This is a genomic window from Actinoplanes sp. NPDC026670 (assembly GCF_040638175.1).
In the GTDB taxonomy this organism is placed as follows: domain Bacteria; phylum Actinomycetota; class Actinomycetes; order Mycobacteriales; family Micromonosporaceae; genus Actinoplanes.
In genome coordinates, this window is record NZ_JBEZXU010000016.1 from 1 (window position 1) to 20,493 (window position 20,493).

Here is a 20,493-nt window from a genome sequence, read left to right on the forward strand (position 1 = left end):
GGGCGGGGGCGGCGCGGGCGCGGGCGGCGCGGGGCGGGTGGCGCGGGGTGGCGGGGAATGGAGGCTCGCGTTCGGCCTTGACCCGGGTTGGCGGGCGTGCGTAATCTACCGGTAACTCTGAAACGTTTCACGATCTGAACGCCGAACACGACGAAGAAGAGCGGATCACCGATGACCAACCCCGCAGTCTCCGAGCTCCTGGCCCGCTCGAACCGCCTCGGCGCGGATCCGCGGACCACCAACTACGCCGGCGGCAACACGTCCGCCAAAGGGTCCGACGTCGACCCGGTGACCGGGGACGCGGTCGACCTGGTGTGGGTCAAGGGCTCCGGCGGCGACCTCGGCACCCTCACCGAGAAGGGGCTGGCCGTGCTCCGGCTGGACCGGCTGCGGGCGCTCACCGGCGTCTACCCGGGGGTGGACCGCGAGGACGAGATGGTCGCCGCCTTCGACTACTGCCTGCATGGGCGTGGCGGGGCCGCCCCGAGCATCGACACCGCCATGCACGGGCTGGTCGACGCGCCGCACGTCGACCACCTGCACCCGGACGCCGGGATCGCGATCGCGACGGCCGCCGACGGGCCGGCGCTGACCAAGGAGATCTTCGGCGACCGGGTGCTGTGGGTGGACTGGCGGCGGCCGGGCTTCCAGCTGGGCCTGGACATCGCGGCCGCGTACCGGGCCAACCCGCAGGCGATCGGCGTCATCCTGGGCGGCCACGGGATCACCGCGTGGGGCGCGACGAGTGACGAGTGCGAGGCCAACTCCAACGAGATCATCAACACCGCCGCCGCCTATATCGAGGAGCACGGCCGCGACGAGCCGTTCGGCGCCTCAGTAGTAGCGGCGCTCGAGAAGAAAAAGAGGAACGAGCGCGCCGCCGCCCTCTTCCCGGTGATCAGGGGTTTGGCGTCCACCGACCGCCCGCAGGTCGGGCACTTCACCGACAGCGACGTGGTCCTGGAGTTCGCCGGCAGTGAGCGCCTGGCCGAGCTCGGCGCGCTCGGCACCTCCTGCCCGGACCACTTCCTGCGCACCAAGGTCAAGCCGCTGGTCCTGGACACCGCGCCGGACGCCCCGCTGGACGAGGTGATCACCCGGCTCAAGGAGTTGCACGAGGCCTATCGCGAGGACTACCGCGGCTACTACGAGCGGCACGCGACCGCGGACAGCCCGGCGATCCGGGGCGCCGACCCGGCGATCGTGCTGGTCCCGGGGGTGGGCATGTTCTCGTTCGGGGCGAACAAGCAGACCGCCCGGGTGGCCGGCGAGTTCTACGTGAACGCGATCAACGTGATGCGCGGCGCCGAGGCGATCTCCCGGTACGCGCCGATCGACGAGTCGGAGAAGTTCCGCATCGAGTACTGGGCGCTCGAGGAGGCCAAACTCCAGCGGATGCCGAAGCCGAAGGCCCTCGCCACCCGGATCGCCCTGGTCACCGGCGCGGGTTCGGGCATCGGCCGGGCGATCGCGCTGCGCCTGGCCGCCGAGGGCGCGTGCGTCGTGGTCAGCGATCGGGACGCCGAGGCGGCCGCGAACGTGGCGGCGGAGATCGGCGGCACCGATGTGGCGGTCGCGGTGAGCCTCGACGTCACCGACGAGGACGCGGTGGCTGCTGCCGTACAGCAAGGGGTCCTGGCCTTCGGCGGGGTTGATCTGGTGGTGAACAACGCCGGCCTGTCGCTGTCGAAGTCGCTGCTCGACACCACCGCCCGCGACTGGGATCTGCAGCACGACGTGATGGCGAAGGGTTCGTTCCTGGTGTCGCGGGAGACCGCGCGGGTGCTGATCGCGCAGGGTCTGGGCGGCGACATCATCTACATCTCCAGCAAGAACTCGATCTTCGCGGGACCCAACAACGTCGCCTACGGCGCCGCCAAGGCCGACCAGGCCCATCAGGTCCGTCTGCTCGCCGCCGAGCTCGGGCCGCACGGCATCAGGGTCAACGGCATCAACCCCGATGGAGTCGTACGGGGATCCGGCATCTTCGCCGGAGGGTGGGGCGCCGACCGGGCGGCCGTCTACGGGGTGCCGGAGGAGAAACTGGGCGAGTTCTACGCGCAGCGCACCCTGCTCAAGCGGGAGGTCCTGCCCGAGCACATCGCCAACGCCGTCTTCGCGATCACCGGTGGCGACCTGACCCACACCACCGGACTGCACGTTCCCGTCGACGCGGGTGTCGCCGCGGCCTTCCTGCGATGAGCGACGCGTTCGCAGCTGTCGATCTCGGCGCGTCCAGTGGGCGCGTCGTGGTCGGCCGGTTCCACGACGGCGCCCTGGACCTGGAGGTCGTGCACCGGTTCCCGAACGAGCCGGTGCGGGTCGCCGGCACCCTGCACTGGGACATCCTGTCGCTGTACCGGGGGGTGCTCGACGGGCTCGGCAAGGCCGGGCCGGTCCGCAGCATCGGCATCGACTCGTGGGCCGTCGACTACGGGCTGATCGACGTCGACGGGGCACTGCTCGGCAACCCGGTGCACTACCGGGACTCGCGCACCGACGGGATCGCCGAGCGGGTCAAGGACCTGTACCGGATCTGCGGGCTCCAGCGGCTGCCGTTCAACACGGTGTACCAGCTGCTCGCAGCCGAGCCGACGGCACAGTACGCGGCCGCCGACCGGCTCCTGATGATCCCCGACCTGCTCGCCTACTGGCTGACCGGGGAGATCGGGGCGGAGTACACCAACGCGTCGACTACGGGGCTGCTCGACGTCCGTACCCGCGAATGGTCCTTGCCGTTGATCTCCGAATTGGGGTTGCGGGCCAGGCTGTTGCCGCCGGTGCGGCACCCCGGCGACCGGATCGGCGACTTCGCGGGGACGCCGGTGATCGCCGTCGGGTCGCACGACACGGCCAGCGCGGTGGTGGCGGTCCCGGCCGAGGGCGACGACTTCGCCTACATCTCGTGCGGCACCTGGTCGCTGGTCGGCCTGGAACTCGGCGAGCCGGTGCTCAGCGAGGAGTCGCGCGCGGCGAACTTCACCAACGAGGGCGGCGTCGACGGCACCATCCGCTACCTGCGCAACGTCATGGGCCTGTGGCCGCTACAGGAGTGCCTGCGCGAGTGGGGCGCCCCTGATCTGCCGGAACTGCTGGCCGCGGCCGCCGCCGAACCGGGCCTGGCGCACGTCGTCGACCTCGACGACCCGGCCTTCATCCCGCCCGGCGACATGGCGGGCCGGCTGCGCAAACTGGCCGGGCTGCCCGCCGACGCGAGCCGCGCGACGATCGTGCGCTGCATCCTGGACAGCCTGGCGCTCGCGCAACGGCGCGCGCTGCGCCAGGCCCAGGAGCTGGCCGGCCGGGACGTCCGGGTGGTGCACCTGGTCGGCGGGGGAGCGTTGAACGAGCTGCTCTGCCAGCTGACCGCGGACGCCTGCGGGCTGCCGGTGCTGGCCGGGCCGGTCGAGGCCACCGCCATCGGCAATCTGCTCGTCCAGGCCCGCGCAGCAGGGGTGGTCGAGGGCGGCCTGGATGCGATGCGGGCGCTGGTGCGCGAGACTCAACGGATCGTGCGCTACGAACCGGGCGGCACACCGGAAGCCTGGGACGCCGCGGCCGCACGAGCAGGGAGGTGACCGTGCGGATCGCGTTCTTCGCCACCTGCCTGGCCGACACCCTCTTCCCGGAGGCGGCCAAGGCCACGGTGCGGCTGCTGGAACGGCTCGGGCACGAGGTGGTGTTCCCGCCCGAGCAGACCTGCTGCGGGCAGATGCACATCAACACCGGGTACCAGAAAGAGGCGCTACCGCTGGTCAAGCGGTATGCGACGACGTTCGATCGGTACGACGTGATCGTCGTACCGTCCGGCTCGTGCGCCGGGTCGATCCGGCACCAGCACAGCATGGTCGCCGCCGCTTACGGGGAGGCCGGGCTGGCCGCCCGCAGCGAGTCGGTCGCGGCCCGCACCTACGAGCTGTCCGAGCTGCTCATCGACGTGCTGAAGATCGAGGATGTGGGGGCGTACTACCCGCACCGGGTCACCTACCACCCGACCTGTCACAGCCTGCGGATGACCCGGGTCGGTGACAAACCGCTGCGGCTGCTGCGGCAGGTGCGCGGGCTCGACCTGGTGGAGCTGCCGGCCGCCGAGCAGTGCTGCGGGTTCGGCGGCACCTTCTCGATCAAGAACGCCGAGACGTCGACCGCGATGCTGGCCGACAAGATGACGAACATCGTGTCCACCGGCGCCGACGTCTGCACCGCCGGTGACACCTCCTGCCTGATGCACATCGGCGGCGGGCTGTCCCGGCTGCGGACGGGTGTGCGGACCGTTCACCTCGCGGAGATCCTGGCCTCGACGGAGTACGCATGACCACTTTCCTGGGTATGCCGGTGACCGCGCCACGCGGGGTCGGGCATCTGCGCGGTGACCAGCCGTTCCCCGACGCGGCCCGGGACGCCCTGCAGAACTCGCAGCTGCGGCGCAACCTGAGGCACGCCACGACGACGATCCGTGGCAAGTCGGGCCGGGTGATCGCGGAACTGCCCGACTGGCAGCTGCTCCGCGACGCCGGGTCGGGGATCAAGGCCGACGTCATGTCCCGGCTTCCCGAACTCCTGGTGCAGCTCGAGGAACGTGTCGTCGCGGCCGGCGGCGTCGTGCACTGGGCGGCCGACGCCAACGAGGCCAACACGATAGTCACCGGCCTGGTGAAGGCGACCGGCTCGGAACGGGTCATCAAGGTCAAGTCGATGGCCACCCAGGAGATCGGGCTCAACGAAGCCCTGGAGGCAGCCGGGATCACCCCCGTCGAGACCGACCTCGCCGAACTGATCGTGCAGCTCGGCGACGACAAACCCAGCCACATCCTGGTGCCCGCCATCCACCGGAACCGGTCGGAGATCCGGGAGATCTTCCTGCGCGCCATGCCCGGGGTGGACCCGGCGCTCACCGACGACCCGCCGGTCCTCGCCGCGGCCGCCCGGCGCTACCTGCGCGAGACGTTCCTGTCCACGAAGGTGGCCGTCAGCGGGGCCAACTTCGCGATCGCCGAGACCGGGACACTCGGTGTCGTCGAGTCCGAGGGCAACGGGCGGATGTGCCTCACCCTGCCGGACACCCTGATCACCGTGATGGGCATCGAGAAGGTCCTGCCGTCGTGGCGTGACCTGGAGGTCTTCCTGCAACTGCTGCCCCGGGCGTCCACCGGGGAACGGATGAACCCGTACACGACCATGTGGACCGGGGTCACGCCCGGCGACGGGCCGCAGAACTTCCACCTCGTGCTGCTCGACAACGGGCGCAGCGCGGTCCTCGCCGACACCGCCGGACGGTCGGCGCTGCACTGCATCCGCTGCTCGGCCTGCCTCAACGTGTGCCCGGTCTATGAGCGGACCGGCGGGCACTCGTACGGCTCGGTCTATCCGGGGCCGATCGGGGCGGTGCTGTCGCCGCAGCTCACCGGGGTCGCCGACAACGCCTCGCTGCCGTTCGCGTCGTCGCTCTGCGGGGCCTGCTTCGACGCCTGTCCGGTCAAGATCGATATCCCGTCGATGCTGGTGCATCTCCGCAATCAGGTACCTCATCCGGTGGCTGAGAAGGCGGCCATGGCGGCCGCCGCACGGATCATGGACCGCCCCCGGCTGTACGCGTCCGCGCAGCGCGCCGCCAAGATGGCCCGGATCGCCGGGCGGCGTGGGCGCGGGCTGCCACCGCCGTTGTCCGGCTGGACCTCGGGGCGCGACCTGCCCGAGTTCCCGAAACAGACGTTCCGCGACTGGTGGGCCCAGCGCACCGACATCCCGGCCACGACTGCCGACACCACTGCCGACGGCCCTTCCGCCGGTCCGTCCGCCCCTTCGGCCGGTCCGTCTGCCCCTTCGGCCGGTCCGTCTGCCCCTTCGGCCGGTCCGTCTGCCCCTTCGGCCGGTCCGTCTGCCCCTTCGGCTGGTCCGTCTGCCCCTTCGGCCGGTCCGTCCGGCCCTTCCGCCGGTCCGCCCGGCCCTTCCGCGAGTCAGGGGGACGAGCGATGAGCTCGCGGGAACTCATCCTCGGGCGGGTTCGGGCCGCCCTCCGTGACGCGCCCGTGGTCGCTCCGGCGCCTCGTGACTACCGGCCCGCCGGGACCGGCCAGGCCGACCTCGACGTGCTCGTCGACCGGCTCGTGGACTACAAGGCCGAGGTGTACCGGGTGACGTCGGCCGAGGTGGCCGCCACCGTGGCCGGGCTGGTGGGGGAGGGCGGGGCGGTGCTCGTACCCCCTGGTCTGCCTGAAGAGTGGCGCCCGGAGGGTGCCTTCGCCGACGACGACCTGCCGCCGGACCGCATCGCCGCCGCCGACGCCGTGCTGACCGCCGCGGCCGTGGCCGTCGCCGAGACCGGGACGATCGTGCTGGACGCCTCACCCGACCAGGGCCGACGCATCATCACGCTGCTCCCGGACGTGCACGTGATCGTGCTGCGGCCGGCGCAGGTGGTCGCCGCGGTGCCGGACGCGATCGCCCGCCTCGACCCGGTCCGGCCGCTGACGTGGATCAGCGGCCCGTCGGCGACCAGCGACATCGAACTCAACCGCGTCGAAGGCGTGCACGGTCCCCGCCACCTGCACGTCCTGCTCCTGACCGACTGAGGTCACCCGCCGCCAGCCCGCGAGCCGTCGCTGGGCGCGGTTTCGGGGGTGGTCTTTGCGTCCTGGGCGACGGCTGGGCCGCGTGCCGTCGCTGGGCGCGGTTTTGCCGGTGGTTTTTGCGCTCTGAGCGACGGCCGGCGAATGGTGTGTGGGTTGAGGTGTCTTGCTCGCGTGCGTAATACTCGTGGACGGGTAATCGGCGGCGAGTGACTGCGGAGCGATGGCATGGCGAAACGGCGCAAGGTGGGCAACCTGCTCGGGTTGCACATTCTGGCGACGCTGACCGTGCAGTCGATGCATCCGTATGAGATCGCCGCCCAGTTGCGGGCCTTCGGCAAGGATCAGGACATCAAGATCCAGTGGGGCTCGCTCTACACGGTCGTGCGCAACCTGGAGAAGCACGGGTTCATCGAAGCGGCGGAGACGGTCCGGGAAGGCCGCCGGCCCGAGCGCACGGTGTACCGGCTGACCGGGGACGGCCGGCAGGAGATGACCGACTGGCTGCGTGAGCTGATCGGGCAGCCGGAGCCGGAGTACCCCAGACTGCGGTCGGCGCTGTCGGTCGCCGGAGTGCTCCCGCCGGACGAGATGATCGAGCTGATCCGGCAGCGGCACGAGACGCTCGCCGCGGAGAACGAGGCGGCGCGGGCCGCGCTGGCCGCCACCCGGCGCGAGGTGCCGCGGCTCTTCCTCATCGAGGCGGAGTACGCGCTGGCCATGCGCGAGGCCGAGGAGGCCTGGCTGGCCGGTCTCCACCGGGAGCTGCACGACGGGTCGGTCCCGGGGCTCGGCGCGTGGCGCCGGTTCCACGAGACCGGCGTGATGCCCGACCTCAGCGAGTTGCTGGGGCCGGATTGAAAAGGGCCCCGGCCGGTGCGGGAACACCGGCCGGGGCCGCCACCTCACCACCGACCGCGGGAACGGTCCGGGCATCCGAGGCGTGTAGCAGCAACCAGGATATCCGGACACGGCCCGTGGAGATCAGGAGTGATCACCATGAGTCATGCCGTGACGGCTGACGATCTGCACAAGTCCTATCCGGGCGGGGTGACCGCCCTCGACGGGCTCAGCCTCGACGTCCGGGCCGGCGAGGTGTTCGGCCTGCTCGGGCCGAACGGCGCCGGCAAGTCCACCACCGTCAAGATCCTGACCACGCTGGCCCGGCCCGACTCCGGGACCGCCGAGGTCGCCGGCCACGACGTGCTGCGGCATCCGGAACGGGTCCGCCGCGAGATCGGCGTGGTCGCCCAGCGGTCGGCGCTCGACCCGATGGCGAGCGGCCGGGAGAATCTCACACTTCAAGGGCGGATCTTCGGCGTACGGGGACCCGCGCTCCGCCGTCGAGTCGACGAACTCCTGGAGCGTTTCGACCTGACGAGCGCCGCCGGCCGGATCGTGCGCGGCTGGTCCGGTGGCATGCAACGGCGCCTGGACGTGGCCCTGGCGCTCGTGCACCGCCCCGGGGTGCTGTTCCTCGACGAGCCGACCACCGGGCTCGACCCCGAGGGCCGGGCCGCCATGTGGGCCGAGATCGGGCGTCTCGCCGCCGACGAGTCGATGGCGATCCTGCTCACCACCCACTACCTGGACGAGGCGGACCGGCTGGCCGGGCGGCTGGCGATCGTCGACGGTGGACGGGTCGTCGCCCACGGGACACCCGCCTGCCTCAAGGAGGAACTGCGCGGGGACGCCGTACATCTGGAGTTGCGTCAACCGCCCGATGAGCCGACGGCGCGGCAGGTGATCGGGCTGATGACCGGCTTGCGTGAGGTCGCTCTCGACGGACGGCGGCTGAGCGCGCGAGCCGACGACGGCGCCGCGGCGGTTCCGGCGGCCCTGGCCGCCCTGGAGTCGGCCGGCATCGGCGTCGCGACCGTGACCGTCGCCCGGCCGTCCCTGGACGACGTCTACCTGCGCCACGCGGGACGGAGGTTCGCGGCATGAGCACCTCCACGGCAGGCGCCGCCGGCGGCGTCCCGGTCGTCCGGACCCTCGTGGCACACACCTGGTGGATGACCGGGCGGCGGCTGAAAGTGCTGGTCAAGCAGCCGGCGTTCGTGGTGATCCTGCTGGTGCAGCCGGCGATCTGGCTGTTCCTGTTCGGCAACCTGTTCCGCCGGGTGGTCGAGTTGCCGGGCTTCGGTGCGGCGAACTACCTCGACTACATCGTTCCCGGCGTCGTGGTGATGACCGCGGTGTCGTCGAACATGTGGGCCGGCATGGGCGTCCTCGAGGAGATCGAGCGCGGCACCATGAACCGGCTGCTCACCACCCCGGTCTCGCGGTCCGCGATCATGAACGCGGCCGTCGCCGAACAGGCGATCAGCACGACCGTGCAGGTGCTGGCGATCATGCTGCTGGGCCTGCTGGCCGGGGCGGACTATCCGGGCGGAGTGGCCGGGCTGGCCGTGCTGCTGGTGGCGGCGCTGCTGCTCGGAACCGTGTTCAGCGCCCTGTCGAACACGATCGGGATGCTGGTCCGGCAGCGGGAGACCATCATCGGCATCAACACGCTGCTGCTGTTGCCGTTGACGTTCCTGTCGTCGGCGTTCATGGCCGAGTCGCTGATGCCGTCCTGGATGCGGACGATCGCCGCGGTCAACCCGGTGAACTGGGCGCTCGAAGCGTCCCGGGCGGCGATGAGCGCGGGCCCGGACTGGGCTGTCGTCGCGAGCCGGTGCGGCTGGCTGGCCCTGCTCGCGGCGGCGATGGTGTTCCTGTCCACCCGGACCTTCCGGGCCTACCAGAAGTCGGTGTAGCCGTCAGCGTGCCAGGGCCTCGACCCGCCGGACGAGGTCCTGGGCGCTGAACGGTTTCGGCAGGTAGTCGTCGGCGCCCGCGTCGAAGGCGGCAGCCGCCTCCAGCCAGCGGCCGCGCTCGGTGATCAGCAGGATCGGGACGTCGGCGGTGTCCTCGGCGGCGCGCAGCGCATGGCAGAGCTCGGAGGCGGTCACGTCCCGGCCGGTGGCGAGGACCGCGCAGTCCGGCCGGCTGGTGTGGGCGGCACGGAGGGCGGCCTGGGCGGTGTTGCGGGCGGACACCTCCAGGCCGGCCGACGTGAGAACGGTTTCGATGATGCGCAGCAGGGTCGGATCGTCGTCGACCACGAGAACCGAAGTCACCCTCACCCCAAACCGTCCCCGGCGACGTTGATCACTCCCTACAGTAAGGGCCGTGCCGGAGTTCGGGGACCGGATCTGGAGCGTCGGGCGCCTGGTGCGCGTGGCGGTGCTGCTGACGCTGGCCGCGGTCGCCGCGGTGGCGGCCACCGGGTTCGTCCGCAACAGCGAGAGCCTTCAGGTTCACGCCGAGTTGCAGCGGTCCGCCGAGATCATGGACCGGATCCTCGCGCTGCGTGCCCCGGCGTCCCCGGACGCCGTCCGTTTCCAGGTCGCCGAGCTGGGCCGGCTGACCGGCGCCGACCCGGTCCAGCGGGAACTGCTGCAACGGGTCGATCCGGCCGCCGGCAGCGCCGTCGTCCAGGCCGCCACCGACGCCATGCTGGACCACGAGCAGACCCGGCTGGACCGCCGGATCGGTGACACCGGCGCGGTCGCCCGCACCAGCCGGTGGATGATCGTCTGGGTCGCGGTGCTGGTGTCGGTGCTGGTCCTGATCGGTGGCCACCGGCTGGAACGCCGCTTCACCCGGGCCGCCGGTCAGCTGGCCGCCGCCACCCGCCGGGCCCGGGCGGGCGACCTGGACCATCCGGCCGCCGTCGACGGCCCCCGCGAGCTGGCCGAGATGGCGGCCACCTTCAACGAGTCGATGGCCGGCCTGGCCCAGGCACGGGACGAGGCGAACGCGGCGACCACGGCCGGGTCGGCGTTCCTGGACGCGATGAGCCACGAGGTCCGCGCGCCGATGACCGCGCTGACCGGGATGACCGGGATGCTGCTGGAGACCGGCCTCGACGATCATCAGCGGGAGCTCGTCACGACCGTCCACGACAGCGGCGCCACGCTGCTCACCGTCGTCGACGACCTGCTCGACCTGGCCCGCATCGAGACCGGTGACCTGTCGCTGGAACGCCGCCCGTTCTCGCTGCGCGACTGTGTGCGCCGGGCCATGGATCCGGTGGCCGACGCCGCCGCGGCGAAGGGCCTGCACCTGGCCGCGCACCTGGGGACGGGCTGCCCGGAGCGGGTCCGCGGCGACGACGCGCGGGTGCGGCGGATCCTGACCGCGCTGCTACGGCGGTCGGTCGAGTCCACCGAGCACGGTTCGGTCACGGTGAGCGTCTCCGCCCAGCCCTCGTCCCACCCCTCGCCGGAAGGCGTGGAGGTCCACTTCTCGATCCGGGACACCGGGCTCGGGGTGCCGGCGGATCACCGGCCGGATCCGGGGTTCCGGCTGGCCCACTGCCTGGCCGCGTCGATGGGCGGTGGCGTCGCCGTCGAGGACCGGCCCGGACAGGGGACCACGGTCACCGTCACGGTGCTGCTGGGCGAGGCGCGCCAGCCGGACCGGTTCAGGCGGGCGCCGGTCGCCGGGCGCAAACAGCAGCTGCTGGTGCTGGTGGCCGAGGACGATCCGGTCGACCAGCGGCTGACCCGGCGTCTGCTGGAACGCCGCGGGCACCGGGTGGTCACCGTCGCCGACGGGGAGGCCGCGGTCGAGGCGGTGCTGCGCGACCGGTACGACCTGGTCCTGCTCGGCGCCGGGCTGCTCGTGCTGGACGGGCCGACGGCGGTCCGGCTGATCCACGCCGACCCGCCGGTGCACGGTGTGCCGCGGATCATCGCGATCTGCCCGGACTCCGAGGAACGCGACGACTTCGTGACCGCCGGCGCGGACGGGACCCTGGCCCGCCCGGTGGACGCCGGAGATCTCGACGTGGCGCTGGCGACGGCGGCCGCGTACGCCGATGTCCGTCTGGCCGGCGCCGGGCCGCTGCCCGGACCGGACGACGGCGAGCCCGCGATGATCCGTGCCTGTGTCGACGTGATCGCCGGCCCGGACGCCGAACCGGAGGACCGCCGCCGGCTCGCCGAGATCCTGCACAACTTCGCCGACCGCCTGCCCGGCCTGCTGGAGCGCATGGACCAGGCCGCGGCCAGCGGCGACACCCGCAACCTGGCCCGTCTCGCGCACGGCCTGAAGGCCTCCTCGGCGACGCTCGGCGCCAACCGGTTCGCCGCGCTCTGCGCCGAGCTCGAGGACCGCGCCCACCGCGACCCGGCCACCGTCGACGTGCTTCACGACCTGCACGAACGGGCCCGCGAGATAGGCGAGACGATGGAGACGATCTCCCGGCAGCTCACCCGGGCCTCCTGATTCATTCGGTACGGCCACGAAGAGTTCCGTCCCCTACCCCGCGACGCAGGCGGGTCACCGGGCCGAAACGCGACCGCCGGGCTGATCCGGTCTCCGGATTCCGGCCTCGCAGTCGGCATGAACAGCAACAATCACGTTCGTGAGCAATGAAACGGGGCAAAACACGAGTAAGCGGCACATGCGGTGGATCGGCGCCGCGATCGTGGTCAGCGGAGCCGTCATCGGTGGCGTGATCGGGGCTCTCAACCGGGGCGGCGGCGACAAACCGGCGGCGATCGTCGTGGCCGTCGCCGACCGGGGCGCGGTCACCCTCGACGTGGCGACCACCGGCACCGTCGAGCCGGCCACCACCCGCAGCCTGACCTTCGCGGTGTCCGGAACCGTGGCCTCGGTGCACGTCCGGGCCGGCAACAAGGTCAGCAAGGGCCAGAAGCTCGCCGTGCTGGACACCACGGACGCCGCCGACACGCTCACCGACGCCCGGACCGCGCTCACCGAGGCCCGGAGCCGGCTCGGCGACGCGAAGACGGTCGCCGCCAAGGCCACCGCGAGCGCCACCACCTGCGCCCGGACCGGAAAGACGGCCGAACCGGCGGCGGTCGCCGGAATCCAGGCCCCGCTCATCGAGCCGATGGCCGTCCAGCCGCCCGCGGACCCGGCGGCGTCACCGGCCCCGGCCGTCGGCGGCCGGATGCAGGCCCCGCCGATCGGCGGCCGGGCGGCCACGCCATGCGCGACCCGGGGCTACCCGGACACCGGCAGCGACCAGGTGCTCACCGCGGAACAGCAGGTCAACCGGGCCGAACGCGCGGTCGAGGTGGCGCAGCAGGCCCTCGACGGCACGACCGTCACCGCCCCGATCGCCGGCACCGTGGTCGCCGTCGAGGGCGACGTCGGCGACCAGATCCGCAGCGGGTCGACGTTCGTCAGCCTGGCCGACACGTACTCGATGCAGGTCCGCGCCGACTTCCCGGAGGCCGACGCGGGCGCCCTGACCGCCGGGCAGACCGCGACGGTGAGCCTGGCCGACTCCGACGACGTGTACGCGGCCGAGGTGGTCCAGGTCGACCCGGCCGGCACCTCGGACGGCACCCTGGTCCGGTACGGGGTGCTGCTCAGCTTCGCCGACTCGCCGGCCGACCTGCTCGTCGGGCAGAGCGCCCAGGTCAAGGTGCGCACCGGTGAGGTGACCGACGCGTTGCGGGTGCCGTCGACGGCCGTGCACGACGTGTCGGGCGGATCGGGCACCGTGCTGGTCCGGGCCGCCAACCGGTCGGAGGAGCGCGTTGTGACCGTCGGGCTCCGCGGGGACCAATACACCGAGATAACCGGCGGTTTGGAGCAGGGTGACCAGGTGGTGCGTTCCTGGTAGCGAAGGGATTGCCGGAAGACAGCACGCCACGAACCGGCCGGAAGGCATGATGACGGTGTGAATGCGCTGCGTCGTCCCAGTACGGCCGTGAACGCCCTGCTCGCACTCCTGATCGTCGGTGCCGGGTTCTGGGGCTGGGCCCTGCTGCGGGACACCTCGGAGACGACCCGGGCGAGCGCGTCCGGCTCCCGGACGGTCACCGCCACCCAGGGCACCGTCACCCGTACCGTGTCCGCGGACGGGGCGGTGGCCAGCGCCGCGACCGCCACCGCCACGTTCACCACGTCGGGCACGGTGACCGCGATCGGGGTGAAGGTCGGCCAGAAGGTCACCTCGGGCGCCCTGCTGGCCCGGGTGGACGCCACCGACGCCAAGCGTGACCTGGAGCTGGCGCAGGCCAACCTGGAGGCGGCCGAGGACGCCCTGGACCGGGCCGAGGACGCGGGCACCGACACCGACAACGCGTCGAACGCGGTGACCGAGGCCGAGCTGGCCGTGGACGAGGCGGAGGCGGCGGTCGCCGGAACCCGGCTGACCGCACCGATGGCCGGCACCGTGGTCGCGGTCAACGGCACGCTGGGCGGATCCTCCAGCGGCACGTCCACCGGCACGTCCACCGGCACGTCGAACGGTTCGTCGTCCGCGGGCGCGGGCGGGTTCGTCGACCTCGCCGATCTCACCAAGCTTCAGATCACCGCGGCGTTCTCGGAGGCCGACGCCACCGAGCTCAAGGAGGGCCAGAGCGCCACGATCGTCTGGAACGCGCTCCAGAACGCCGAGACGACAGGCGCCGTGGTGGCCGTCGATCCCACCGCCACCAGCGAGAACAGCGTCGTCACGTACGGCGTGACGGTCAGCCTGCCGAACCCGCCGGACGGCGCCAAACCGGGCCAGACGGTGACGGTCTCGGTGGTCACCGGCAGTGTGGAGAACGCCGTCATGGTCAACTCGGCGGCCGTCACCACGATCGGCAACCGGCACTCGGTGACCGTCCTGGACAGCGCCGGGAAGCAGGAGGTCCGCCAGGTGCAGGTGGGCCTGGAGGGCGACGACGCCGCGCAGATCACGTCGGGCCTGGCCAGCGGGGAACGGGTGGTGGTGCCGACCAGCACGACGACGTCCACGACCACCGGCAACTTCCGGGGCAGCGGCGCCGGCTTCCCCGGTGGCGGCGGCGCGCCCCCGGGCGGCGGCGGGAACGGCGGGCGCTGATGAGCCGGCCGGTCCTGGACGTACGGGAGCTCACCAAGATCTACGGCGAGGGCGACACCGAGATCCGCGCCCTCGACGACGTGAGCCTGGCGGTGGAACGGGGCGAGTACGTGGCGGTGATGGGCTCGTCCGGCTCTGGCAAGTCCACGCTGATGAACATCCTGGGCTGCCTGGACGTCCCGACCACCGGCACCTACCGGCTGGACGGGGTGGACGTCAGCTCGCTCAGCGACGCCCAGCTGGCCCTGGCCCGGAACCGGCTGATCGGGTTCGTCTTCCAGGCGTTCAACCTGATCCCGCGGACGAGCGCGGTGGCCAACGTGGAGCTGCCTCTCGCGTACTCCGGGATGAAGGCCGCCGAACGCCGCCGCCGGGCGATGTTCTCGCTGGACCTGGTCGGTCTCGCCGACCGGGCCGAGCACGAGCCGAACCAGCTCTCCGGCGGTCAGCAGCAGCGGGTCGCGGTGGCCCGCGCGCTGGTCACCGAGCCGGCGCTGCTGCTCGCCGACGAGCCGACCGGCAACCTGGACAGTCACGCCACCGAGGATGTGCTCGCCGTGTTCGACGATCTGAACGCGGCCGGCCGCACCATCGTGCTGATCACGCACGAGGACGAGGTGGGCGCCCGGGCCGACCGGCTGATCAAGCTCTTCGACGGCCGGGTCACATGCGACTCCCGGCAGGAGCCGTCCGGACGACACGCAGCCGCGGGGGTTTAGGGTGAATTTTACGGAGATTTTGCGATTCGCCCTGCGGGGGATCGGGGCGAACAAACTGCGCTCGATCCTCACCATGCTCGGCATCCTGATCGGTGTCGCCGCGGTTATCCTGCTGGTCGCGGTCGGCAACGGCTCGGCCAAGTCGATCGCCTCCCGGATCGAGGCGCTCGGCACCAACACGCTGACCGTGATGAGCACCAGCCGCGGCAGCGGCGGCCTCACCATGCGGATCGCCGACTCCCTCGACGACGGTGCCGTCGCCCCCGACGTGCGGTCGGTGTCGCCCGTGGTCAGCACCTCGGCCACCCTCACCTACGAGGGCGCCGAGCACGAGATCAGCTCGTTCGTCGGCACCACGCCCAGCTGGTTCGCCGCCTCCAACTTCCCGGTCGCCACCGGCGCGATCTTCACCGCCGACGACGAGGCGCAGGCCCGCCGGGTGGTGGTGATCGGGCAGACCGTCGCCGAGGAGCTGTTCCCCGGCGTCGACCCGGTCGGCCAGCAGGTCACCGTCGGCGGCGCGCTGTTCACCGTGACCGGGGTGCTGGAGGAGAAGAGCTCGTCCGGGTTCCAGGATTCCAACGACACCGCGGTCGCCCCGATCAGCGCCGTCCGGCAGGTGCTCGCCGGGTACGGCTCGCTCAGCTCGATCCTGGTCGAGGCGGCCGACTCGTCGATGGTCGACACCGTCCAGTCCGAGATCAGCACGATCCTCGACCGGCGGCTGGACGCCGACTCGTACCGGGTGCAGAACGCCTCCCAGCTGCTGGAGACGCAGACCGAGACCGCCGACACGTTCACCACCCTGCTCGGCGCGGTCGCCGCGATCAGTCTGCTGGTCGGCGGCATCGGCATCACCAACATCATGCTGGTCACGGTCACCGAACGGACCCGGGAGATCGGCATCCGCAAAGCCCTGGGCGCGCCCCGGCGGGTGATCCTCTCCCAGTTCCTGATCGAGGCCACCCTGCTCAGTGTCATCGGCGGCGGGCTGGGCGTGGCCGCCGCGATGTTCGGCAGCCGCTTCTCGATCGTCGGGGTGCAGCCGGTGATCGTACCCAGCTCGGTCGCTCTCGCCCTGGGGGTGTCCGTCCTGATCGGGCTGTTCTTCGGCGGGCTGCCCGCCGCCCGTGCCGCCCGTCTGCGCCCGATCGACGCCCTCCGCTACGAATGAGGTGGACCACGTGACTCCGACCAACCACGACACCGAGGTCCTGCCCCGCCCGTCCGGCACCCACCCGGAGCTGAACGAGGCGCTGGCCGCCGCCGCGCCGCGCCGCTGGTGGAATCGCACCACGCTGGCCCTGCTCGGTGCGGTGCTGCTGGCCGGTGGTTTCCTCGGCGGTGTGCAGGCGCACGAACGCTGGGGCGCCTCGGACAGCCCGTCCGGAACGCCGAACGGCGCCGGGATGCCCAGCGGGTTCGGCGGCTTCGGAGGCGCCGGCGGCCCGTCCCGGGGGCCGGACGCGGCGGCTCAGCCGGCCGCCGCCGGCGGGACCACCGGGACGGTCAAGCTGGTCGACGGCTCGACCCTCTACGTGCAGACCGCCGACGGGAGCACGGTCACGGTCCGGACCAGCGACACCACCACGGTGAAGGTCAGCCAGACCGCCACCCTGGAGAGCATCACCTCGGGTGTGCCGGTGACCGTCGAGGGCGTGCCCGACTCCGAGGGCATCATCACCGCGACCTCCGTCACCGCCGGCTGAAAGATCACAGGACGCCCGGCCGTCCGCCGATGACTGACGGCCATGACCACGATCAGCGGCGTGCCCGCCTCCACCGGCTCGTACTCCTACTACTGGATACCCGCCACGCAGCGCCGGGAGAACCCGATGGCGCGGGTCGCCCAGGCCCTCGGCATGACCGCCGACGAGCTGCGGGCCCAGCTCGACACCGGGCGCAGCCTCAACGACATCGCCACCACCCGCGGCGTCACCCACGACGACCTGATCGCCGCGATCAAATCCGGGCTGACCCCGGAGACGACCGCCGCCGACGGCGCCGACGCGGTCGCCGAACGCATCGCCGAGAAGACGCACACCGACCCGGACACGCCACCGCCGCTGCCACCCGGCGGCCCGCGCGGGAACAACGCCGGCCTGCGCGACGAGACCAAACTCGCCGGAGTGAGCCGGCTGCTCGGGATGCCCGCCGACGACGTCGCCGCGGCCGCCACCGGACCGGCCGCCCTGGTCACGCTCCTGCAGACCAAGGGCGTTCATCTGTACGCCCTACGCGGCGTCCTGAACAGTGGCGACCTCGTGGACGTGGCGGTCTGACCGGCGTGGCGTCCACCAGTTGGCCCGCCCCATCAGCGCCATCGACGCCGGGACGAGCAGGCCCCTGATCACCGTCGCGTCGATCGCCACCGCCACGGCCAGCCCGAGACCCGTCATCTTCACCACCGGACTCGGGCTCAGGACGAAACTCGCGAACACGCAGACCATCACCACGGCGGCCGAGGTGATCACCATCCCGGTGCCGGCCAGCCCGTCCCGCACCGACCGCCGGTTGTCGCCGGTGACGTCCCACGACTCCCGGACCGCGGTCAGCAGGAAGACCTCGTAGTCCATGGAGAGCCCGAAGAGCAGCGCGAACAGCAGCATCGGCACATACGACTCGATCGGCACCGGCCCGTCGAGCCCGATGAGCGTGACACCCCAGCCCCACTGGAACACGGCGGTCAGCACCCCGTAGGCGGCCGCCACCGAGAACAGGTTCATCACCGCCGCCTTCGCGGCGACCACCGGGGCCCGGAAGGCGATCAGCACCAGGAGGGCGGCCAGGACGACCACCAGCCCGATGACGTACGGCATCCGCGCGCCCACCCGCTCGGCCAGCGCCGCCTTGACCGCGGTGGGACCGGTCACGAACACCCGCGCGCCGGACACCGCCACCCGTTCCAGGGCGGCCACCGTGCCGACGGTCGCCGGGTCGCCCGGCCCGGTCGCCGGGACCACCCGCACCGACACCACCCGCCCGTCGCCGGAGACCCGGGCCGGTTGCACCCCGGCCACCCCGGCCACGCCGCCGGCCGCGCTCACCAGCCCGGCGACCCGCGGATCCGACGCCCCGCCGGGCGGCGTCAGTTCGGCGACCACGGTGAGCGGCCCGTTCACCCCCGGCCCGAACGACTCGGCCAGCACGTCGTAGCCGGCCCGGCCCGCGGTCCCGGCGGGTTCGTCCCCCGCATCGGTCTGTCCCAGCGTCATCCCGGTCACCGGCGCCGCCACCACGAGCAGCAGGACCACGCTGACCAGCGCATACGGCCAGGGCCGCCGGGTGACCCGATCAGCGAGACGCCCCCAGGCCGACACCTGATCCGCCGGCAGCGCTCCCCGCCCGCCGGAGTCGCCCTGATCGCCGGGCCCGCTATCCGGTGGCGTCGGCGCTCCCTGGTCGCCGGGTTCGCTGTGATCGCCGGGCCTGCTGTCCGGTGGCATGGGCGCTCTCTGGTCGCCGGGTTCGCTGTGATCGCCGGGCCTGCTGTCCGGTGGTGACTGCGGGCGGCGGATCCGGAGGGCGTGGATGCGCGGGCCGAGGACCGTCAGCAGAGCGGGCAGCAGCGTCACCGCGGCGGCCACCGCCACCAGGACGATCAGGCCGGCGGTCCAGCCGAGCGTGACCAGCACCGGCACCCCGGAGACGGTCAGGCCGGCCAGGGCCACCACCACCGTGCCGCCGGCGAAGGCCACCGCGCTGCCCGACGAGGCGACCATGGTGGTCACCGCGTCCGGGACCGGTGTGCCGGCGGCCAGCAACGCCCGGTAGCGGGTGATCATGAACAGGGCGTAGTCGACGCCGACCCCCAGCCCGATCATGGTGGCGATCGTGCCGGCCACCGCCGGAACCGCGGTGAGGTGGCCGGCCAGACCGATCAGGCCCAGCCCACAGACCAGCGTGAACAGCGCGGTCAGCAGCGGCAGCCCGGCCGCCACCAGTCCGCCGAAGGCCAGCACCAGCACGACCAGCGCCACCCCCAGCCCGAACGCCTCGCTGCGCCTGGTGTCCGGCTCGGTCCGGGCCAGCGCGCCACCCGGCAGCACCTGCACACCCGGTCCGGTGGCCGCCCGCGCCGCGGCCAGCACCTCGCCGATCAGTTCGCTTTCCAGGTCACGGGGTCCCACGTCGAACTGCACCGACAGGTAACCGGTGGACCCGTCGGCGGTCAGCGAACCGGCGGCCACGCTGGGCGGGGCCACCGAGGTCACGTGCCCGACCGCCTCGATCCGCGTCGCCGCGCCGGCCGTCGCGGACGTGCTCAGCGGGCCGGCCGGCGAACGCAGGATGACCGAGCCGTTCGCGCCGTCGGTCCCCGGGAAGTGGTCGGCCAGCAGATCCCGGCCCTGCTGGGCGGAACTGCCGGGCAGCGTGGTGTCGTCGTCGACCGGCCGGCCGAACACGACCACCAGGGCCGCGACCGCCACCGTGCACAGCAGCCATCCGGTGATCGTCCACCACGGCCACCGCACGGTCGCCCGGCCGATGCCGGCGAACAGCCGGTGGGCGCGGGTGCCCGCGCGGGCCGCGCTCATGCCGTGCCACCGGGGGAGCCGCAGCGCGCCGAAGACCCGGCCGCAAGGGTGTCCGTGGTCAGGCCGGTGCCCTCGACCGACAGGCGCAGGCCGTCGGGGGTCGCGGTGACCCCGGTCCAGGACAGTCCGGCGGGGAGTTCGGGCAGGCCGGCGCTCGGCAGCTGCTTCTGCCCGGCGAACCGGGTGGCCGGCAGGCGCAGCCCGATCGACGGCACCTCCACCTCGACCGGCTGGACGGTCAGCTCGCCGCCGGAGATCTCCGGGGTGGCCATGACGGTCACCGGGATCTCCTGGCCGAACAGGGTCCGGGTGGCGGAGAACAGCAGGTGGCCGGAGTCGTCCGCGGTGACCCGGTCCAGCAGTCCGGCCGCCGCCGGGGTGGAGCCGTCCGTTGCGACTGCGGTGCGCAGCAGGTCGTACCCGATGGTGATGGTGGCCTTGAGGGAATCGGCCCGGACCGCGCCGCCGTCCGGAAGCCGCACGCCGGTCGCGGTGGCTTCGACACCCACCCGGAATCGCCCGGCCGGGACGTCGTCGGCGGCGATCCGGATGCTGTCGAAGGTGCCGAGGGCCAGCTGGCTCAGGAACGGGAAACCACCGAACGAGACCGACGGGCCGGACGACAGGCCGGCCGCGCAGCGTAGCCGTTCAGTGAGCCGGCCGGCCGCGGCCGAGGCCGTGACCCGATCGGCGATGACGGCCGTGACCAGCAGAAGACCGGCCACGGCACCGAGAAGGAGACGTTTTCGCACGGAGCCCATGGCACAGGCGGCCGGTGACGGCCCGACGGGAACCGGATGAGA

The 20,493-nt window shown here is 72.4% G+C and carries 17 protein-coding genes and 1 pseudogene; 15 read left to right on the forward strand and 3 right to left on the reverse strand.

The genetic code is table 11. The features are described 5' to 3' along the window. Positions 1–171: 171 nt before the first annotated feature. The 8 genes and pseudogenes from AB0E94_RS17325 to AB0E94_RS17360 all read left to right on the forward strand — a co-directional run bounded on the left by AB0E94_RS17325 (position 172) and on the right by AB0E94_RS17360 (position 9,331). The gene (locus tag AB0E94_RS17325; protein ID WP_360327147.1) at positions 172–2,202 is read left to right on the forward strand and encodes a bifunctional aldolase/short-chain dehydrogenase; all 2,031 of its coding nucleotides are present in this window, start codon (positions 172–174) and stop codon (positions 2,200–2,202) included. Continuing rightward, on the forward strand, positions 2,199–3,578 hold the full coding sequence (locus AB0E94_RS17330; protein WP_360327148.1) for a rhamnulokinase family protein: 1,380 nt from the start codon (positions 2,199–2,201) through the stop codon (positions 3,576–3,578). The genes AB0E94_RS17325 and AB0E94_RS17330 overlap by 4 nt, the downstream gene beginning before the upstream one ends. Positions 3,579–3,580: 2 nt before the next feature. Then, entirely contained in the window at positions 3,581–4,315 is a 735-nt protein-coding gene (locus tag AB0E94_RS17335) for a (Fe-S)-binding protein (protein WP_360327150.1), read from the forward strand. After that, positions 4,312–5,736, forward strand: a pseudogene (locus AB0E94_RS17340) (lactate utilization protein B); the annotation flags it as partial. The gene AB0E94_RS17335 and the pseudogene AB0E94_RS17340, both read left to right, overlap by 4 nt. Before the next feature lie 236 nt (positions 5,737–5,972). Then, positions 5,973–6,572: an LUD domain-containing protein gene (locus tag AB0E94_RS17345; protein WP_360327151.1), complete on the forward strand. Its 600-nt coding sequence runs from the start codon at positions 5,973–5,975 to the stop codon at positions 6,570–6,572. A 225-nt stretch (positions 6,573–6,797) separates the two neighbouring features. After that, complete coding sequence (locus tag AB0E94_RS17350; RefSeq protein ID WP_360327152.1) at positions 6,798–7,430, forward strand: PadR family transcriptional regulator; 633 nt, start codon at positions 6,798–6,800, stop codon at positions 7,428–7,430. A gap of 138 nt (positions 7,431–7,568) precedes the next feature. Next, positions 7,569–8,516, forward strand: coding sequence for an ATP-binding cassette domain-containing protein (locus AB0E94_RS17355; protein WP_360327153.1), 948 nt, complete (start codon positions 7,569–7,571; stop codon positions 8,514–8,516). Continuing rightward, positions 8,513–9,331: an ABC transporter permease gene (locus AB0E94_RS17360; protein WP_360327155.1), complete on the forward strand. Its 819-nt coding sequence runs from the start codon at positions 8,513–8,515 to the stop codon at positions 9,329–9,331. Before AB0E94_RS17355 ends, AB0E94_RS17360 begins: the two co-directional genes overlap by 4 nt. Before the next feature lie 3 nt (positions 9,332–9,334). Here AB0E94_RS17360 and AB0E94_RS17365 read toward each other — a convergent pair whose 3' ends face one another. Beyond that, entirely contained in the window at positions 9,335–9,694 is a 360-nt protein-coding gene (locus AB0E94_RS17365; protein ID WP_360327157.1) for a response regulator, read from the reverse strand. A 52-nt stretch (positions 9,695–9,746) separates the two neighbouring features. Here AB0E94_RS17365 and AB0E94_RS17370 point away from each other — a divergent pair, with 52 nt between their 5' ends. The 7 genes from AB0E94_RS17370 to AB0E94_RS17400 all read left to right on the forward strand — a co-directional run bounded on the left by AB0E94_RS17370 (position 9,747) and on the right by AB0E94_RS17400 (position 17,434). Beyond that, positions 9,747–11,849, forward strand: coding sequence for a histidine kinase dimerization/phospho-acceptor domain-containing protein (locus AB0E94_RS17370; protein WP_360327158.1), 2,103 nt, complete (start codon positions 9,747–9,749; stop codon positions 11,847–11,849). Positions 11,850–12,027: 178 nt separating this feature from the next. Next, complete coding sequence (locus AB0E94_RS17375) at positions 12,028–13,221, forward strand: efflux RND transporter periplasmic adaptor subunit (RefSeq protein WP_360327160.1); 1,194 nt, start codon at positions 12,028–12,030, stop codon at positions 13,219–13,221. A gap of 87 nt (positions 13,222–13,308) precedes the next feature. Continuing rightward, positions 13,309–14,433, forward strand: coding sequence for an efflux RND transporter periplasmic adaptor subunit (locus AB0E94_RS17380; protein WP_360327162.1), 1,125 nt, complete (start codon positions 13,309–13,311; stop codon positions 14,431–14,433). Then, positions 14,433–15,152 (forward strand): ABC transporter ATP-binding protein, encoded by a 720-nt coding sequence (locus tag AB0E94_RS17385; RefSeq protein WP_360327164.1) that lies wholly within the window; start codon positions 14,433–14,435, stop codon positions 15,150–15,152. Before AB0E94_RS17380 ends, AB0E94_RS17385 begins: the two co-directional genes overlap by 1 nt. A 1-nt stretch (position 15,153) precedes the next feature. Next, positions 15,154–16,326 carry an ABC transporter permease gene (locus tag AB0E94_RS17390; protein WP_360327166.1) on the forward strand — a complete coding sequence of 391 codons (1,173 nt, stop codon included), beginning with the start codon at positions 15,154–15,156 and terminating at the stop codon, positions 16,324–16,326. 10 nt (positions 16,327–16,336) lie between these two features. Next, on the forward strand, positions 16,337–16,861 hold the full coding sequence (locus AB0E94_RS17395; RefSeq protein ID WP_360327167.1) for a hypothetical protein: 525 nt from the start codon (positions 16,337–16,339) through the stop codon (positions 16,859–16,861). A gap of 42 nt (positions 16,862–16,903) precedes the next feature. Then, complete coding sequence (locus tag AB0E94_RS17400; protein WP_360327169.1) at positions 16,904–17,434, forward strand: hypothetical protein; 531 nt, start codon at positions 16,904–16,906, stop codon at positions 17,432–17,434. Here AB0E94_RS17400 and AB0E94_RS17405 read toward each other — a convergent pair. Next, the gene (locus AB0E94_RS17405; protein ID WP_360327170.1) at positions 17,387–19,690 is read right to left on the reverse strand and encodes an MMPL family transporter; all 2,304 of its coding nucleotides are present in this window, start codon (positions 19,688–19,690) and stop codon (positions 17,387–17,389) included. The genes AB0E94_RS17400 and AB0E94_RS17405 overlap by 48 nt on opposite strands. Next, the gene (locus AB0E94_RS17410) at positions 19,687–20,442 is read right to left on the reverse strand and encodes a DUF2993 domain-containing protein (protein WP_360327172.1); all 756 of its coding nucleotides are present in this window, start codon (positions 20,440–20,442) and stop codon (positions 19,687–19,689) included. Before AB0E94_RS17410 ends, AB0E94_RS17405 begins: the two co-directional genes overlap by 4 nt. Positions 20,443–20,493 lie beyond the last annotated feature (51 nt).

What these genes read in the sequence shown, in the direction of transcription:
- AB0E94_RS17325 (WP_360327147.1), top strand. Translation starts at nt 172, where the DNA reads ATGACCAACCCCGCAGTCTCCGAGCTCCTGGCCCGCTCGAACCGCCTC.
- AB0E94_RS17330 (WP_360327148.1), top strand. Translation starts at nt 2,199, where the DNA reads ATGAGCGACGCGTTCGCAGCTGTCGATCTCGGCGCGTCCAGTGGGCGC.
- AB0E94_RS17345 (WP_360327151.1), top strand. Translation starts at nt 5,973, where the DNA reads ATGAGCTCGCGGGAACTCATCCTCGGGCGGGTTCGGGCCGCCCTCCGT.
- AB0E94_RS17350 (WP_360327152.1), top strand. Translation starts at nt 6,798, where the DNA reads ATGGCGAAACGGCGCAAGGTGGGCAACCTGCTCGGGTTGCACATTCTG.
- AB0E94_RS17355 (WP_360327153.1), top strand. Translation starts at nt 7,569, where the DNA reads ATGAGTCATGCCGTGACGGCTGACGATCTGCACAAGTCCTATCCGGGC.
- AB0E94_RS17360 (WP_360327155.1), top strand. Translation starts at nt 8,513, where the DNA reads ATGAGCACCTCCACGGCAGGCGCCGCCGGCGGCGTCCCGGTCGTCCGG.
- AB0E94_RS17375 (WP_360327160.1), top strand. Translation starts at nt 12,028, where the DNA reads ATGCGGTGGATCGGCGCCGCGATCGTGGTCAGCGGAGCCGTCATCGGT.
- AB0E94_RS17385 (WP_360327164.1), top strand. Translation starts at nt 14,433, where the DNA reads ATGAGCCGGCCGGTCCTGGACGTACGGGAGCTCACCAAGATCTACGGC.
- AB0E94_RS17400 (WP_360327169.1), top strand. Translation starts at nt 16,904, where the DNA reads ATGACCACGATCAGCGGCGTGCCCGCCTCCACCGGCTCGTACTCCTAC.
- AB0E94_RS17405 (WP_360327170.1), bottom strand. Translation starts at nt 19,690, where the DNA reads ATGAGCGCGGCCCGCGCGGGCACCCGCGCCCACCGGCTGTTCGCCGGC.